We start from the raw sequence: 17,610 nt of genomic DNA, 5'->3' as shown, positions 1-17,610 counted from the left end.
AGGGGCTGCGTATTGGGCTGGGGATTTAGGAAAGGATTATGACCATCAACATCGAACGACTGAAAACTGACCGGGCTTATTGGGATTCGGTGGCTCCGGAGGGGGCGACTCATTACGACGCCAACGATGGCGAGCCAGAATGCCCGTGGATGCGACTTTCAGCCGAATATGGCTGGGAGGCATGGAATAGCGACCGAAAATATTGGATTGATGACGCGTCTGGTGATGACTATGCCGCCGCCTACATCCCTCGCCCAGCCAAGAAATGGTCAGGGCCGGAAGATGGGTTGCCGCCGGTTGGGGTGGAGTTTGAGTTTAGTCTGAACGGAATGAGCTGGGATGATCGTGTGATGCTTTTCAATGACGGCATTAGCTGTCTTATGGCGCTCAAGAATTACCCTGCAAGCCGTTGGCATTATAAATGTGATGACTCAGATATTCGTTGCCGTCCCCTAAAAACCGAAAAGGAGCGGGTAGTGGAGGCTGTACTGGCCTCCGGGGCATTGCATGACTTCATGGACCTTGATGAAATCGCAGAAGCCCTCTACGACGCTGGCGCACTGAAAATGCCGGGAGGTGAGTGATGTTTCTGCGGATTATTGCCGTGATAGCCGGGCTGACACTGCTCGCTGTTGTCGGTCTTGCTCTATCTGCCAAGTCTGAGCCTCGACCATGCAAGAAATACACAATTTGGAGCGGAAACTCAGTTGTTTCATATGGCACCGATGCTGAAAGCATAGAGACCGTAAACGGGTTTTATATCATTGGCAAAACCATGATACCTGAGCATTCGGTATCCAGAATAGAGATCAATCAGTGCAAGGAGCCCACCAATGACTAAACGCATAGCGATAGCGGAGCTGGAAGGGGTGGCGCTGGATTGGGCTGTGGCTGAAGCTGAAGGCTTGGAGCGAATCGAAAGCCAGCCACCTCTTATTCGACACTGGCTCGATCAATATGGGACTCCTATGTCAGGAACATGGTGTCCGACCGAGGACTGGTCACAATGCGGCCCGCTCATGGATGAGCACCTGTATCGCATAGATAAACCTGTTAATGGCGACAAGTGCTGGGCGCAAACCCATGATATGAAGACGATACAGGGCGGCCCTAATCGCCTCATCGCCGCCTGCCGCGCCATCGTAGCCGCCCAAAACCCCTCCGGCTTCGTGGACGTGCCTGATGAACTGGTGGAGGGGGAGTGATGCTTTTCTTTCTGTTTGCTTTTGTCTTTCTGTGCGTGTGGCTGCCGGAGGTAAATTACCGGGTCGTGCACGAGCGAGTAAAACAACGCCATGCTGCTGGCGATACCTTGTGTGGCGTTCGCCGCACCTGGTACGGATGGCGCGTTGTCGAATATGGGGAGTGTGACCAATGAGCGAGTGGATTGGTGCTGAGGAGCGGCCACTTGAGGGAGAGAGAGCCATGGTTGCGACAAAAAGCGGGGCCGTCTTGATTGCCTGCTTTTTGGATAACTCAGCCTCTCAATTTCCGTGGACTGGCTGGCGGTTCGAGGGAATGCACCCTGCTAACGACAAGATAACCCACTGGATGCCGCTACCGGAGCCACCGCGCAAGGAGGGGGAGTGATGACCGAAGGGCAAGTTGTTTTCTCGCTGATGTTGGCAGGCGCAGTCTTTGGCTTAGCAAAGGCTCAAGACATCCGCTCCACCGGACGGGCCACTATCGGGGAATATGCTTCATACGCCTTTTTCTGGTGTATAGCGTTCCCCTTGCTCGTTCTGAGCGGGTATGGCGGCTTGCTTGCCATTAAGTGGACATTTCTGGCCCTTGGCTGAGGAGCCCCCCATGCAACGAATGAGAGCAACCGACTGGCTGGAGGATAGTCATGAGTGAAATGATCAAGATTCGCGAATTCAAACGCCGGGTGTGGGGTGCCAACGGAACCCCGCTGACCAATCAGGCGATCCGTGACCAGATACAGCGCGATGTACTGCCCGGGGCTCAGATTGGACGCCTGTGGTTTATTGATTGGGACGCCTACCAGAAGCAGACCGGAAACGCCCTGGCTGATGCCGTTCTGAGGGCCGGTTAATGGCGCCACGGCCACGCAAGAAGGGCAACCACGGCCTGCCGCCCAACCTGTACCCCAACGGGCGGGCCTACCGCTACCGGCGACCGGACACCGGCACATGGCACGGCATGGGCACCAACAAGCAGGAAGCCATCAAGGCGGCCAAGATCCTGAATGCCGAGCTGGCCGCCCCGGGTGACCTGGTGGCAGGCGTGCTGGGCACTCAGTGCACCATGGGCCAGTTTCTGGACTCCTATGAGGCTGATGTGCTGCCTCACCGGGATCTGGCCAAGGCCACGCTTGACCTGTATGCCGTGCGCATCCGGCAGATTCGTGCTGCCCTGGGTGAAGCCCCGGTGGACCAGATTACCATCCGCCATGTGGCCCGGTTTCTGGATGGCCTGACCGCCCGGGCGTCCAATCAAGCCCGCGCCCTGCTGGTGGACGTATTCGCCCATGCGATCGCCAAAGGCCTGTGCCAGGACAACCCTGCCGCCGCCACCATGGCCCGAATCGAGAAGAAACAGCGCAAGCGCCACACCGTGGAAGGCATTGCAGCCATTCGGGCAAAGGCAGAGCCGTGGCTACAGAACGCCATAGACCTTGCCCTGGTCACCGCCCAGCGCCGGGAAGACATTCTGAACATGAAGTTTGAGGATGTGCGGGACGGCGCCTTGTATGTGGTGCAGAGCAAGACCAAGCGGCATACGGACGCCGGGTGGCTGCGGCTGCCTCTTACCCCTGCCCTGCAGGAAATCATTGCCCGGTGTCGTGACAATATCGCCTCGCCCTATCTGATCCACCGGAAGCCGGACAGGAAGGTGAAGAAGGACGGCCACTGGACCAAGGTTGATAACCGATACCTGACCCGGGCATTCAAGGCCGCCCGGGATGACGCCAAGTGCTATGCCCACCTGTCAGAGGAAGAAATGCCCGGCTTTCACGAGCTGCGAGCCACCAGCCTCCATCTGTACAAAAAGGCAGGGAAAGACGGTCAGGCCATCGCTGGTCATGCCAGCGGGAAGATGACGCGAAACTACGAGGCAGACCACGATGATGTGGTTTGGAAGGAGGCCATTGCCGACCTGGATATATCGAAGATCCGGGGATAGGTTTTGCAGGGGTTTTGATTTTGTTTTGCATCCGCCCAAAAACAGANAAAGGCCAGCCACCGCTAAGTGACTGACCTTTATGGGGATTTTTGGTCGGGACGGGAGGATTCGAACCTCCGACCCCTTGCACCCCATGCAAGTGCGCTACCAGGCTGCGCTACGCCCCGAGATCGTGCTTGGCAGGCAGAGCCTCCAAAGCGGCGAGCATCATAGCGGATTCGTTGGCGGGATGGAACCAGTAAACGGCTGATTGATCAGGGTTTGTGCGATGGCCAGCTGCAAGCCCCAAGATACAAGCTGCAACGCGGAGCAAACGGGTATCGGCCACTGTGCCCAGCCCGCGCCCCTGCCGGATGGGCTGGGGCACACCCCGGACAATTTAAGCCCCCTCACCAGCCATGCACCACCTCCCCCGGTACGATCGCCTGCAGGCAGGCTCCTACGGCGGCTTCGGGGCCTGCCGGGCATGAAAAAGCCCCGGGAGCCTTGGCTGCCGGGGCTTGATCGCCATGCAAGCATGGCTCATAGAGTAAACAGGCGATCAGGAGGCTTTCAATACGTCCAGAACGTCTTCCAGCTCCACAATCATCTGCTTGATGAGCTGGTGGTACTGGGTGGCCGATTCGGCATTGGCGCCGCCGGTGAGCTGCTGACGGGCACCACCGATGGTGAAGCCCTGATCGTACAGCAAGCTACGGATCTGACGGATCATCAGCACGTCCTGGCGCTGATAATAACGACGGTTGCCGCGACGTTTCACCGGCTTGAGCTGGGGAAATTCCTGCTCCCAGTAACGCAACACATGCGGCTTTACGTCACACAGGTCGCTGACTTCGCCAATGGTGAAATACCGCTTTCCCGGGATCGCCGGGAGTTCGTCGTTATGACTTGGTTCCAGCATAGGCTTCAACCCGTTGTTTTAGTTTTTGTCCTGGACGGAAGGTAACAACCCGACGGGCAGTGATAGGGATTTCCTCACCGGTTTTCGGGTTGCGCCCTGGTCGTTCGCTTTTATCTCTGAGATCGAAGTTGCCGAAACCTGAGAGCTTCACGGGAATATTGCTTTCAAGGGAATGGCGGATTTCCTCGAAAAACATTTCCACCATTTCCTTGGCTTCGCGCTTGTTCAGGCCAAGCTCTTCAAACAGACGCTCGGCCATGTCCGCTTTGGTCAGCGCTCCCATGAACTACTCCCAATCCCGAATCAATCCCTTAAGACGGCGTTAAACTGCTGTTTTAACTGGGAAACAACAGCTTCTACCAAGTCGTTGACTTCTTGATCCTTAAGAGTGCGTGAACGGTCCTGGAAGGTCAAGCCCAAAGCGAGGCTTTTGCGATTTTTACCGATGCTATCACCTTGATATATATCGAAAATCCGAACATCCGTGAGACGCTCGTCACAGGCTTCTCGCGCGGCGGCGACCAGTTCACCGGCTGGCACGCTGTCATCCACCACAAAGGCAAGATCACGACGCATGCGAGGTTGATCGGAAACACCGGCAAACTTCGGCAGCACGCCCTTCTGCAGGGGGGCAGAGGCCAGCTCGAAGGCATACAAATTGGCTGGCAGGTCCAGATCCGCCGCCAGGCGCGGGTGAATGCGCCCCAGATAGCCCACCACCTCTTTACCTCGCTTGAGCGCGGCGGTCTGGCCCGGATGCAGCGCCGGATGCTCACCGGCAGTGAAGCTGAACTCACTGGCATCAGACAGGGTCAGCAGGGCTTCCACATCCCCTTTCAGGTCGAAGAAGTCCACCGGGCGCTTGCCTTCCCAGTTCTGCGGCTGGGCACTGCCATACAGCAAACCGGCGATCATCGGGGTCTGCTCGAGCCCCTCGTCCGTGGGCACGAAACGAAGACCGGTTTCGAACAGGCGCAGCCGATCTGCCTGACGGTTCAGGTTGTGGCGCGCAGTGCTGAACAAGCCAGCCAGCAACGTGGTCCGCATCACACCCAGATCCGCAGAAATCGGGTTAAGCAGCGGCAGCGGCTCAAAGCGGGGTTCTACCTGCTTGAGCAGGGCGGGCTCCACGAAGGTGTAGGTAATGGCTTCCAGATACCCGCGGTCAATCAGGGTATCGGACAGACGACGCAGGGCCACCACGTGCTCACCCACGGTTTCACCGGACGGAGAGCCTGCCGGAACGCGGCTTGGCAGCTTCTCATAGCCGTAGATCCGTGCCAGTTCCTCGATCAGATCTGCCTCGATGGCCATGTCGAAGCGCCAGCTGGGCGCCAGCACGATCCATTCCTTGCCGCTTTCCTGGGTGGAGATTTCCATGCCCAGACGGCTGAGGATATCTTCCACCTGAGTGGCTGGAAGCGCCATGCCCAGCAATCCTTCAATACGGTCTGCACGCAGGGTGATTTCTGCCTGCTTGGGCAGCTTTTCTTCTTCCACCGCTTCGGTTACGGGACCCGCTTGGCCCCCGGCAATCTCCAGGATCAGGGCGGTGGCGCGTTCGATGGCATCATTCTGCAGCTGCGGGTCCACACCCCGCTCGAAGCGATGGGAGGAATCCGTGTGCAAACCGTAGGAGCGGGCCTTGCCAGCAATGGCCAGCGGCGAGAAGAAGGCGCACTCCAGGAAGATGTCCTGGGTTGCCTCTGTGACGGAGGACGTTTTGCCACCCATGACGCCGGCCAGGGCCAGGGCTGCGCTGTCATCAGCAATCACCAGGGTATCATCGCGCAGCGTCAGCGCCTGGTCGTCCAGGGTGGACAGTTTCTCTTCGTTTTTGGCCTTGCGCACGGTGATGCCACCGTTGAGTTTGGCAAGATCGAAGGCGTGCAGGGGCTGACCCAGCTCCACCAGGACGTAGTTGGTCACGTCCACGATAGGATCAATGGTGCGCAGGCCCGCGCGACGCAGACGCTCCACCATCCACAGCGGCGTCTCTGCCTGGACGTTAACGCCCTTGATCACACGCCCCAGATAACGCGGGCAGCCATCGCTGTCGGCCAGAGTCACCGCCAGCGTGTCGTCGATGGCCGGGGCCACCTTGCTGATAGCCACTTCGGTCAAGGGGCATTGGTTCATGACGCCGAGCTCGCGGGCAATGCCCCGCACGCTCAGGCAGTCTGCCCGGTTCGGGGTCAGATCCACCTCAATGACGGCATCATCCAGCTGCAGATAGTCACGGAAATCCTTGCCCACCGGCGCATCCTCCGGCAACGCCATGAGGCCATCAATCAGGTCTTCCAGACCCAGCTCGGAGGCCCCACACAGCATGCCGTTGGATTCCACACCGCGCAGCTTGGCCTTCTTGATCTTGAAATCCCCGGGTAGCATGGCGCCCACCTGGGCAAAGGGAATCTTCAAACCAGGACGTACGTTGCTGGCACCACACACTACCTGGGCAGTCTCGCTGCCATTGGTGACCTGACACACGCGCAGTTTGTCTGCATCCGGATGCGGCTCACAGCTTTCCACCTGCCCCACAACCACACCCGTAAAGGCCGGAGCTGCCGGCTCCACACCGTCCACTTCGAGGCCGGCCATGGTCAACTGTTTAACCAGGGTATCCGTATCCACTGCGGGGTTAACCCACTCCCGCAACCAGGCTTCATTCACAAGCATTCTTGAATTCCTTAAACGTTTTTGCGGGCGTTAACTGAACTGGGACAGGAAACGGGTATCGTTTTCGAAGAACAACCGCAGATCGTTGACGCCATAGCGCAACATGGCGATCCGCTCGATGCCCATGCCGAAGGCAAAACCGCTGTATTCATTGGCGTCCACACCACCGTGCTCAAGCACTTTCGGGTGGACCATGCCGCAGCCCATGATCTCGATCCAACCCGTGTGGGAACACACTCGACAGCCCTCGCCACCACAGCTCACACAGCCCACATCCACTTCTGCGCTGGGCTCGGTGAACGGGAAATAGCTGGGACGAAAACGCACCGGCAGGTCCTCCACTTCAAAGATGAAGCGCAGGAATTCCGCCACGGTACCGCGCAGGTCTGCAAAGGTAATGTCCTTGTCCACCAGCAGGCCTTCTACCTGGTGAAACATGGGGGTATGGGTCAGATCGGAGTCACAACGGTACACGCGACCGGGTGCAATGATCCTGAACGGGGGCTTGCCCTGCTCCATCACTCGCACCTGAACCGGCGAGGTATGGGTACGCAACAAACGGCCGTCACCGAAATAAAAGGTGTCGTGCATAGCCCGCGCCGGGTGATGGGACGGAATGTTCAGTGCTTCGAAGTTGTGGAAGTCATCTTCCACTTCCGGCCCTTCGGAAATATCAAAACCCAGACGCAGGAAGAAATCCTCAATGCGGCGGCGCATGCGATTGACGGGATGCAAATTGCCCGGCATATCACCACGGCCCGGCAAGGTCACATCCACGGTCTCGCTGGCCAGCTGTTCCGCCAGCGCCGCCTCTTCAAGCAACGTCTTGCGGGCAGAAATGGCAGCCTGCACATTTTCCTTGCCTTCGTTGATGACGGCACCAGCCTTGGGACGCTCTTCAGCGCTGAGCTTGCCAAGGCCTTTCATCAGCGCACTGATTTCGCCTTTCTTGCCCAGGTATTTTACCCGCACATCATCCAGGGCCCGGATATCACCGGCCTGCTCGACCTCAGCCACAGCAGCATCGACCAGAGCATTGAGATTTTCCATTGAAGACTCCGCAGTCTTTTAAAAGCTGCAAGCTTCAAGCTGCAAGCTACAACGCGGTTCCAACGCTGTGCTATTCGAAAGCTTCAATGCCGCGCCCGAACTTAGCGGCGCGGGGAAAGCGGTTTCGGGTGGCAACAATTGCGAACCGTGTTGCAGCTTGTAGCTTGAAGCTTGAAGCTGGTCTTTTAAACAAAAACGGGGGAAGAGCGCGAGCTCTTCCCCCGTTGAGTATGCTGCTCTGTCCAGGACAGAACAGTGAATCAGGCGGTAAGACTCGCTTTGGCTTTCTCGGCCAAAGCGCTAAAGGTTGCCTGATCGCGGACAGCGATGTCCGCCAGTACTTTACGGTCGATATCAATGGCCGCTTTCTTCAGACCATTGATCAGACGGCTGTAGGACAGGCCGTTCAGACGCGCAGCGGCGTTGATACGAACAATCCACAGACGACGGAACTGACGCTTGCGGACCTTACGGTCGCGGTAAGCGTACTGACCAGCTTTGGTAACGGCCTGAACCGCTACGCGATAAACACGGCTGCGGGCACCATAGTAGCCTTTAGCCTGCTTGAGAATCTTCTTGTGCCGACGACGGGCCTGCACACCACGTTTTACTCGTGCCATTTTTAAGTCTCCAGATCCGTATCAGTTATGCGTAAGGCATCATGCGTTTAACAAGAGCCACATCACTTTCGTGGACTTCTTGCTTCGGACGCAGTTTACGAATCGTCTTGGACGACTTTTTGGTCAGAATGTGGTTTTTGAATGCCTGCTTGCGCTTGAAACCGGAGGCGGTTTTCTTGAAACGCTTGGCAGCCCCACGATTTGTCTTGATCTTAGGCATGGTACCTTCTCAAGTTGGTTAATGTCGGTAGTAACCGGTTGGTTACTTCTTCTTTCTGCCCGGGCCGATCACCATAATCATCTGGCGACCTTCCATATTCGGGCGCTGCTCAACAGTGCCGATTTCTTCCAGGTCTTTCTCGATACGCTCGAGCAGTTCCCGGCCCAGCTCCTGGTGTGCCATTTCCCGGCCGCGGAAGCGGACGGTAATCTTCGTTTTGTCGCCGGCCTCGAGGAACTTCCTGAGGTTACGCAGTTTCACCTCATAGTCGCCAATATCGGTGCCGGGACGGAATTTAATTTCCTTGACCTGAGTCTGGCGCTGCTTCTTGCGCCCTTCTTTGGCCTTTTGCTTCGCCTCAAACAGATGCTTGCCGTAATCCATGATTCGGCAAACGGGCGGTTCCGCACCAGGGGAGATTTCTACCAGATCCAGCTGTTTAGACGTTGCTTTTTCAAGGGCTTCCTGCAGGGTCACAATACCGACCTGCTCACCTTCCACATCGATCAACCGAACGTCGGTTGCCTGGATTTGCTGATTGATTCGGGCGCGTTGCTCGCGGCCCTTATTGCCTCCACGCTTAATGTCGTGAACCTCCAATCTATTATCGACAATGAGGCGATATGCCTCGCCGCCTCAGTAAAGGCGCGCATTGTATGCCACCACAACGGGCACAACAACCCCAAACCCACTGTCCGGAGCGCGCAACTGACTGAAACGGAATGAATGCTACCCGGCTGTGAGAACCTGCTCACGATCCAAAGGCCAGCAAGCCAGCCCCAAAACCCGGGAAGGTTGCGTATTTTAAGCAAATCCGGCTATTTTTCAAGCAACTTGATCGAATGACGCTAACCAGTGTCTGTCCAGAGCCAATCCCCCCGCCCAAGCCAGCCGCGTGACAGCCGTACATCGCCCGATTGGCCCAGTCTGCCAGCCAGACGACATTTGGACCATTCAACATTCCCCAGACACAAGGTAGCCTGAATATGGGGTAGTCACGGGGATGAAAAGCGTAAATGCCAGAGGATAGTCCAAGCAAAAACAAAGAGTTGGAACTTTCCGGCAGCCGTCACAGCAGCGAGGAATGGCGGAAAACCGGCAGTAACCAGACCGATATGTTCGACAAGCTGGTCACCAGCCTCTACAGCAGCGTCGACCACAAGGAAGGCTTTGACCCCTTTCTGCGCCACATCCGTGAAGCGCTGAATCTGGTCAGCTGCTGCCTGGCGGTCATCCAGAAAGAACCGCAGCTCAAAGGCCTTTATGGCTGGGCCGTGGGGTACCCGCCCGGCGTGGTGCCGCTAATGCTGAAGACTGGCCTGGTGTTCAAGGATGAAGCCATCGCCCGCGCCCTGGAACAGGGCCCCAACACCCTGTTCAGCTATGCCGATGGCGACCCGGATTGCGATGTGCTGGCCGGCATGTCCACTTTCTCCCGCACCTGGATCCGCGCCGCCGGCATCGCCGACAGCGCCGCCATCGCCTTCACCAACAAATACCAGCAGCACGTAATACTGGTCTTCAACCGGCACAAATCCAGCCCGGTCTTCAGCCGCGAGGAGATGGCCTTGCTCGGGCGGCTGAAACAACACGCCGAGATCGCTCTCGACCTTTACGAACGACTGCACCGCTCCGAGCAGATCTTCAAGGACCTGCAAAGCAGCATTGCCGTGCTCAAACAGCCCGTGGCCGTGTTTTCCCCCCTGTCCCTGTTGATCAGTGCCAGCCCGGCCTTTGTGGAAGTCGGGAACCGCTACAACGTTTTCACCGTGAACACCGCTACCCGGGAGATCGAGTTCAGGGACCCAGCGTTTGGCAAGAATTTCTACACCCAGCTGATGCTTTTCATCACCGGGAAGACCGAGGCGCTGGACGACAACGACACGCTCTACCTGCATACCGATGCCCTGCCCCTGCGCTTCTCCATTACCCCGGTGCACAACGAGCAACGCAATAATCGCAACGTGCTGGTGGAAATGTTTGACCCCAACGCCTGCCGCACCCCGGGTCTCGAGGAAATCCGCAAGGTCATCAACGCCACAGAAGCCGAGGCACGCGTTTGCCTGTGCCTGCTGAATGGCGCCAACACCTCAGAGGCCGCCGAGCAGCTTGACCTTGCCATCAGCACCATCCGCACCAACATCAAGTCACTGCTGCAGAAGAACAACTTCAACCGGCAGGTGGATCTGATTACACATTTGCTGCGGATTTGTTCGTAACGCCCGAGGCCGGATGATTGACGCAAAAGCTGAAAGGCCAGAACCCGGATCCCGGAGCCATCCTTTTATGCCTCGGTGAATGGCCTGTTCCGTCCCGGGGTTTCTATTCATGAAGCACGGGACAAAGAGCGGCGATCGAGGCACTGCCCCAGCCAGACGGGATGGATTTCAGCGCCGGGCGTCTGGCAAACCGTCACCATCCGGTATTTTCCTGCAATTTCGCCAAGCGCAAAAAAAGCCCCGCATCTGCGGGGCCTCTTAAAAACAGAGATCAACACACGTTCATTCAGGGCTGCAGGGCATTCCAGTCGAAGTCACTAGCGGTGCTCACACTGTTGTGCCAGATCTCGCCATCCTTGTTGTCCACATCATCGGTGCTCTGGTCAGATTCAACCCAGCCATGATCTTCAAACAGGACACGGAACTGCCAGAAGTCCTTGCCGTCCAGCATCAAGTCAGAGTCGTAGTTCACCAGCCCCCAGAGCTCGGTGACCACCACCGGACCACCAAGCGTCTCGGAGGCTTCAAACTTGACTACATTGGTATCGAAGTTGCTGGCAACAATGAAGAAGGTTTCATCATCACCAGTATCCAGCAGGCCATCATCACCCGCCCCGGTCACCACGGCACTTGTACCCGTGCCATCGAACACGAAGCGGGTTTCGTTCCCCTCTTCATAGAACGTTGTGCCGGCCAGGGATGTGGTGCTGAACGCAAATGTCCCGAACTCCCCCTCGCAACTGGAGCGAACTTCATTGAAATCACTGATCGAGTTGAAGATCAGCGGTTTTTCAGTCAGGTCGTCCCAGCCGGATTCGTAGAAACAACCCAGGGTCTCGGCATTGGGATCGCTTTCGTACCAGGTCCAGCTCCAGATCTCACCATCCTTGTTAGCCGTGTCCGCGAAGCCAAGGTCAGACTCTTCCCAGTTGTAATCCTCGTAGAACACCTTGAATTCGCGCTCGTTAACGCCATCGGTGGACACCAGAGTCAGCAGGTCATAGCCTTCGATCGTGCCTCCCTCGGTCAGGGAATACTCCAGCATGACCTGATTGGTGGCAAAATCAGACACTTCCGCATAGAAGATCTCATCGTCTGGCGTGCCTTTCACTTCGTCATCGCCATAATCAAGACCCGTGGCCATCGCCCCGATGGCATCAAAGGTCATTTCCCCTTCGCCATCGTAGAAGGTCTTGTTGGCCAGACTGGCAGAGGACCAGGACGGCAGACCGAACTGCATATCGCAGTCCGTTACCACCGTGTTGTAGTCATCCAGGGAATTGAATGTCAGCGGCTTGCCGGTGAAATCATCCCAGCCGGATTCATAGCCACATACCAGCGCCATGGACTGCCCGCCCACCCGGATGAACTCAAAGGGACCTTCGTCCGCATCCGTGAACGTCAGCGCATTACCATTGATGGTGATCGACTCGCCCTGCTGGTCGGCGGGGTCATCATTGTTATAGAGACCACCCGGGCCATTGGTATCCACAGACACCGAGGAAACAGTGAAGTTGAAGCCATCCCAGGAGTAGAAACCGAACTCACCGGACAGCTCTTGAGCCGAACACGGATCGCCATAACACTCCTGATTCTGGGTGTGCACGATGGCGTACTCGGTATCTGACAGGAACGTCAGGATGTTGAGATCATCACCCTCGCCCAGGATCCAGGAACCGACGATGGGCTGAGTCGCGTCAACAATACGATCCGCACCGAAGCCATCATCAGTGGTGAAGGCATCACCGCTGACCTGCAGGTTGAAGGCAGCACCATCAAGGCCACCCTCCCCATCAGACTGAGCCGTGGCGCTGGCAGTAAAGTCCCCGGTTTCCTGATCCCAGGTGTAGGTGCCGTATTCGGCAGAACCCGCACTCTGATCGGTGTTGGTGTGCTCATGGAAAACCACATAGCGGCTGCCGTCGATGAAGGTCAGGATGTTGCGTTGATTCACCCCTTCGTCAATTAACCAGCTGCCGAGCAGTGGGCTGTCTGGTCCCGCGGTGTTCTGGGAATCAATGTAGCGCTGTGCACTTTCTTCACTGAAGAAGAATGTCTCAACAGAGCCGCAGTCGCCCCAGCAAACCTCATAGCCATTACCGGTGGAGGACATGAAACCCGCCCCGATGTTGGGATCCGCAGCGATATTCCAGGTGACATTACCCTGACTCACTGCAAGGGAGAGCTGGCTCAGAGAAACCGTATAGGAGGTAAATGCCGGAGAATAGAATGCCCCGTCATCGCTGAAGCGAACATCTTCACCACCACGTTCGGTGATTTCAGCACTACCACCTTCGAAGAACTCGATCTTCTCGACAAACCAGTCACCGTCCACGCTGTGCACATTGTAGACCGGCGCCTTGAGCAGCTGGGCTGCCTGGAAGTTCTGGGTATAAGTGGCACCCGGGGTTTCGGCTCCTGGCAGCGCATTCCATGCCGCCTGTGCTTCGCTCAGGGTGTGGTAGAAGCGATCCACGTTATCCGGGGAGCCGTCTTCGTTTCGGAACACGACCTCCAGGTACTGATCGGTGTTACCCAGGAAGTTGATACCCGCGCCAGACACGCTGTCACCCAGCTGCCCGTCAGCATTGATAGCAATACTGATGCCTGGCTCGTCACACTGATCGCCGGCAATACCGGTAACGTCCACGCTCAAGCCATCTGCAGAGAACACCAGCTCACTCAAGCCACGGTCACTATTGGTAATCAGTTCGCAATTACTATCGTTGACGTTGCCATACCAGACATCGTACAGGGTACGACCTGCCAGCCAGGTGTGTGAGAAACGCTTGGTATCGAAAGTATCGGCGTGTACATCGGCCAGATTGAAGTAGAACGCATCATAACCGATCCAGTCAGCCAGGGAGTAGAACTGACTCCCCTCACCATTGCGGCAGATGTCCAGTGCAGTTGCAGAATCAAGAATATCCTGATCATCAATCCAGCAGCTCTGCTGCTTGCCATCCACCACATCGGCGTCGGCAGTCACATAGTTTGGCTGATCAAAGTCAGGAGAAGTCAGCACCAGCACCTGGTTATCCTGTTCGAAAGCCCAGTTACCGGAAATGCTTTCATCGTTACAGGCAGAGGTCCCGTCGAAGGTACCGCCAGCATCGAATTCCATGCGTACAAAGGTGGTTGTGCCAGCACATTCACTGTCATCGCCATCTTCCACATAGACATCATAGACCGTCTGGCCAGAGAAGCGGGCCGGATCGAATGCGGCGGCCTGTGCGGACGCTTCAATGGTCACAGCAGCAGAATCCACACTTTCGAATGTTTCCTGACCGTCGTAGTAGCTGGCATTCACATAGACATCAAAGCCCACATCTGCCTGCTGGACGTCATAGGTGTTACCGAAGCCGGCGCTGACTGCGTTCACAAACCACTCATAAGTCACCGGGCCCATACCGTCTTCGTCGGAAAGGGTGTTGCTTGCTGAGAGGACATTGCCCGGTGCAGGCTCACCGCTGATGGTGACCTCGCCTTCCGGCAGGTCGTTGACATTGTTTACCGGAGTAGTGGCAGAGGACAGCGCCACCTGATTGCCGAACACGCCATCATTGAAGGTCACCTCAACGGTAATATTTTGACCCACTTCGGCTTGGGTCAGCACCAGGCTGTCCGTGGTGGCACCGGCAATGTCTGCGCCGGACGCTTTCCACTGATAACCCACAATCACAATTTCACCATCCGGGTCGGACAGGTCATTGGTGGCCGTCAGGGTCTGATCTTCGGTGTTGATGCCCTCGATGGCCACGCCACCGGTGAAAGCATCATCCGCATCAATCACCTGGGTCGCATTGGAATCCACTTCGTGGACGTTGCTGTCGTCATCGGTGTAGCTGGCACGAACAAAGATCGACGCGCCGACGTAGGCCTGATCCGGCGTAAAGGTGGTACCGGTTTCACCCTCAATGGGGCTGCCATCGGCATACCACTGGTAGCTGATCACCAGCGTTGCCGGACCATCGACATCCGCCAGATCATTACTCACGGTCCACAGCTGATTCTGGGTATCCCCGGTCAGCGTAACGGAACCCGTCGGCAAATTGTTGAACGCTGCCACCGGGCCTTTGGCCTCGGAGAGCACCGTCTCGGTGGTACCACGATTATCCGGGAACTGGATTTCTGCAGTGATCTGCGTACCTACATCGGCAGTAACCAGGGTATAGGTCGCGGCATTGGCGCCAGCGATGTCACCACCATTACGCTTCCACTGATAGGAGGTTTCAGGTGGCACAGACGCCGGCAAACCATCATCATCGCTGAGGCCAGCCAGGAAGTTCTCCACCGACAGGACCTGGGTGTCCATGGCAGTGCCAGCAATGGCCACGGTGCCTTGCACCGGATCGTTGACGTTGGCTACCGCTGTAGTGGGCTCGGAAACATGCGTCTCGGTGCCACCCAGGTCATCGGTAAATTCAACCTGAACGGTGATCGCCTTGCCGACATGACTGTCGTCCAGTGTCAGCTCGCCACTGGTGGCATCGTTGATGGCTTCACCATCAGCAAACCACTGGTAGAGATATTCCACATTGGTCAGGCCGTCTTCATCGCTGAAGCCAGGCTCTGCCACGAGGGTCTGATCTTCCGTGGGGGTGCCACTGATCAAAACGGCACCGGTGGCAGCATTATCGACGTTGGCGACAATGCCGGTGGTCCCCGTCAGCAGCGTGTTGCTGAAGGTGCCATCAGAGTAGGTCACAGCCAGTCGGATAACCTTGCCCACTTGCGCCTGGGCCAGCACCAGAGAAGCACCGGTTTGCCCTGCAATCGGCACCTCATCAGCCAGCCATTGCAGACTCTGAATGACAACAGGACCGTCAGGATCGACCAGAGAACTCTCAAAGGTCAGCGTTTCGCCTTCAACGGTTGCACCCAGAATGACGACATCACCGCCAGTCGAGTCATTGATCGTGTTGGCAATCGGCGCGGTAGGCGCCGAGGGCACAGTCACTTCAGGGAACACACCGTCGCTGAAAACGACTTCAGCATTGATCACTGCGCCCACCTGGGCCTGCAGCGGGATAAAGGTTTCGTCGGTGGCACCGGCAATGGGAGCACCGCTGGCAAACCACTGATAGGACAGGATAGTCAGTTCACCGTCCGCATCCGTCATCTGGTTATTCAGACTCAGGGTGGCCCCTTCTTCGGCGGCGCCTTCAACCACCAGGCTACCCGATACCGGGTCATTTACTGGAGTCACATCGATAGTAATAGTGCTGACCGCCGAGCTTTCACCATCGGTAACGCTGTACGGCAACACCACCTGACCCGAGAAGTCTGCCTCGGGCTGATAGGCGTAACTGCTCTGCCCCTCAGGAAGCACCTGACCATCGACCGTGAAAGTCAGCGCATCCCCTTCGGCATCGCTGGCCAGCAGAGCAACATTGATCACCGAGTCTTCCGCGCCAGAGGCGGATACAGCCGTGATCTGCGGGGCGGCCTCACAGGCTGCACCCACGTCATTGCCATTGGCATCCAGCTGATCGGCATTCTTGGTGTTGATACAGTTATCGACATCATCCTTCACGCCATCGAAATCCGTATCGGCAACTGTAGCGACTTCTTCAGGCTGGACCGTTACCGACTCATCAATCGTCACGGAGGAACCCAGGTTCTGAGCTTCATTCCCCAGCACTGTGGTGATGGTATTGACCGGAATAGTGGTTCCCGGAATCGTCAGATTCGCAACGGTTTCAGCAGAGACGTCCACGCCTGCCAATTCTGGCAAGTCCTGGTCTCCATTTTTGCCGTCAATCACCCCATCACTGAGGTCTTTCGCCATGGACAGCAAAACGTCGGTGGCGGAATCACCGGTATCGGAGGAGTCGGCTGCCGCGTTATTGAGCACCGCCGATACGGCCTCAACCGCAAGACGATACGCGGCCACCTGCTCCTGTTCTTCCACCGTATCGGTCTCATCCGTGATTACCGGTGACGCGGTAAAAATATCCACCGACTCATCCAGGCCAAAGCCCAGCGTGGACTTGACCGTATTCTGAGCATCGTTGAGCGATTGCTGCAGGGTTTGCGCCGTTGCTCCCTTGCTGGCTGCCACTTCCGTGGCCAGGGATGTCAGCGGGGTCGCCACCACCGGCGTATTGCCCGTGAGCATGGCCGCAGTCACCACGGTTTTCATGGTTGTGATCACCGGCGCGGCGCCTGTGGTCAGGTCGGTGGTATCTCCGTCGGCTTCAACCACGATAATGTAGGGCGCCCCCTCGGGATCCAGATTAATGCCAGTGATCTGCGCCTGATTATTGGTGGCACCAGTGTCCACCGGCTCAGCAGCGCCAATCAGGTCATCCGCGTCATAATCCACGGCATACGCCTTGACCTGCGCGTTCACCAACGGCCCCTTGACCGCTCGCCCTTGCAGAGCAGCCCCTGTCGCAGGCGTCTCCGTTCCCGGCGCAGCAGAGCCGCCCCCGGAACTAGAACTGCCACCGCCCCCACAACCCGCCATCAATGCCGTGGCAAGCGCGATGGCCATAGGCAACTTCGCTTTAGTTCCCAACATAGTGATTCCCCAGATTTGTCAGTACTTTCCTTATCGCCAGAAGCATAGCCGGCCGCATTTAGAGCCCACATCCCCCAAATGAGGTATGACGTTAAAAGAAATGGACAGAAGGGATAAAAAAGAGATCGTCGTTACCCTGGCCATGGTGAAAACCCGTCTCAAAAACTGCTCTTGATGCACAAGCAGCCACGGCAAATACAGAAAGGTTCCGGCCGAAACGCGTGGCCCAGACACCCCAGGCAGGCTGC

General features: G+C 57.1%; 15 protein-coding genes and 1 tRNA gene. 7 read left to right on the top strand and 9 right to left on the bottom strand.

Annotated elements, in window-relative coordinates; all coding sequences use genetic code 11:
- Positions 1–38 precede the first annotated feature (38 nt).
- The 6 genes from GQF00_RS12965 (at position 39) to GQF00_RS12940 (ending at position 3,147) form a co-directional block, all read left to right on the top strand.
- A complete protein-coding gene (locus tag GQF00_RS12965) occupies positions 39–584 on the top strand; it encodes a hypothetical protein (protein WP_161319572.1) in 546 nt (181 codons plus the stop codon).
- A gap of 249 nt (positions 585–833) precedes the next feature.
- A complete protein-coding gene (locus GQF00_RS12960) occupies positions 834–1,205 on the top strand; it encodes a phage protein NinX family protein (protein ID WP_161319571.1) in 372 nt (123 codons plus the stop codon).
- Positions 1,206–1,374: 169 nt separating this feature from the next.
- Positions 1,375–1,590, top strand: coding sequence for a DUF551 domain-containing protein (locus GQF00_RS16845; protein WP_161319570.1), 216 nt, complete (start codon positions 1,375–1,377; stop codon positions 1,588–1,590).
- A complete protein-coding gene (locus GQF00_RS12950; protein ID WP_161319569.1) occupies positions 1,590–1,799 on the top strand; it encodes a hypothetical protein in 210 nt (69 codons plus the stop codon). Before GQF00_RS16845 ends, GQF00_RS12950 begins: the two co-directional genes overlap by 1 nt.
- A gap of 50 nt (positions 1,800–1,849) precedes the next feature.
- Positions 1,850–2,056: a hypothetical protein gene (locus tag GQF00_RS12945; protein WP_161319568.1), complete on the top strand. Its 207-nt coding sequence runs from the start codon at positions 1,850–1,852 to the stop codon at positions 2,054–2,056.
- Positions 2,056–3,147 (top strand): phage integrase Arm DNA-binding domain-containing protein, encoded by a 1,092-nt coding sequence (locus GQF00_RS12940; RefSeq protein ID WP_161319567.1) that lies wholly within the window; start codon positions 2,056–2,058, stop codon positions 3,145–3,147. The genes GQF00_RS12945 and GQF00_RS12940 overlap by 1 nt, the downstream gene beginning before the upstream one ends.
- 90 nt (positions 3,148–3,237) lie before the next feature.
- Here GQF00_RS12940 and GQF00_RS12935 read toward each other — a convergent pair.
- The 8 genes from GQF00_RS12935 to infC form a co-directional block, all read right to left on the bottom strand.
- Positions 3,238–3,314: transfer RNA gene (locus tag GQF00_RS12935), tRNA-Pro, on the bottom strand.
- A gap of 374 nt (positions 3,315–3,688) precedes the next feature.
- A complete protein-coding gene (locus tag GQF00_RS12930) occupies positions 3,689–4,048 on the bottom strand; it encodes a MerR family transcriptional regulator (RefSeq protein ID WP_035230230.1) in 360 nt (119 codons plus the stop codon).
- The gene (gene ihfA, locus GQF00_RS12925) at positions 4,029–4,331 is read right to left on the bottom strand and encodes an integration host factor subunit alpha (RefSeq protein ID WP_161319566.1); all 303 of its coding nucleotides are present in this window, start codon (positions 4,329–4,331) and stop codon (positions 4,029–4,031) included. Before ihfA ends, GQF00_RS12930 begins: the two co-directional genes overlap by 20 nt.
- 20 nt (positions 4,332–4,351) lie before the next feature.
- Complete coding sequence (gene pheT / locus GQF00_RS12920; protein ID WP_161319565.1) at positions 4,352–6,727, bottom strand: phenylalanine--tRNA ligase subunit beta; 2,376 nt, start codon at positions 6,725–6,727, stop codon at positions 4,352–4,354.
- Positions 6,728–6,757: 30 nt separating this feature from the next.
- Complete coding sequence (gene pheS, locus GQF00_RS12915) at positions 6,758–7,777, bottom strand: phenylalanine--tRNA ligase subunit alpha (RefSeq protein ID WP_161319564.1); 1,020 nt, start codon at positions 7,775–7,777, stop codon at positions 6,758–6,760.
- A 260-nt stretch (positions 7,778–8,037) separates the two neighbouring features.
- Positions 8,038–8,397, bottom strand: coding sequence for a 50S ribosomal protein L20 (gene rplT / locus GQF00_RS12910; RefSeq protein ID WP_161319563.1), 360 nt, complete (start codon positions 8,395–8,397; stop codon positions 8,038–8,040).
- 25 nt (positions 8,398–8,422) lie between these two features.
- Positions 8,423–8,617, bottom strand: coding sequence for a 50S ribosomal protein L35 (gene rpmI / locus GQF00_RS12905; protein ID WP_161319562.1), 195 nt, complete (start codon positions 8,615–8,617; stop codon positions 8,423–8,425).
- Positions 8,618–8,659: 42 nt separating this feature from the next.
- Positions 8,660–9,202, bottom strand: a complete 543-nt coding sequence (infC, locus tag GQF00_RS12900; protein ID WP_370519511.1) for a translation initiation factor IF-3 — start codon at positions 9,200–9,202, stop codon at positions 8,660–8,662.
- A 431-nt stretch (positions 9,203–9,633) separates the two neighbouring features.
- On the opposite strand from infC, the gene GQF00_RS12895 reads away from it, so the two are divergent.
- Complete coding sequence (locus tag GQF00_RS12895; RefSeq protein ID WP_161319560.1) at positions 9,634–10,836, top strand: hypothetical protein; 1,203 nt, start codon at positions 9,634–9,636, stop codon at positions 10,834–10,836.
- Positions 10,837–11,122: 286 nt separating this feature from the next.
- Here GQF00_RS12895 and GQF00_RS12890 read toward each other — a convergent pair whose 3' ends face one another.
- The gene (locus GQF00_RS12890; RefSeq protein WP_237440514.1) at positions 11,123–17,335 is read right to left on the bottom strand and encodes a cadherin-like domain-containing protein; all 6,213 of its coding nucleotides are present in this window, start codon (positions 17,333–17,335) and stop codon (positions 11,123–11,125) included.
- Positions 17,336–17,610: the final 275 nt, after the last annotated feature.

The sequence above is a fragment of the Alcanivorax sp. DP30 genome, from assembly GCF_009882945.1.
Taxonomy (GTDB): domain Bacteria; phylum Pseudomonadota; class Gammaproteobacteria; order Pseudomonadales; family Alcanivoracaceae; genus Alcanivorax.
Note: the sequence above shows the minus strand (reverse complement) of the source record. Positions and strands in the feature narration are given on the sequence as shown.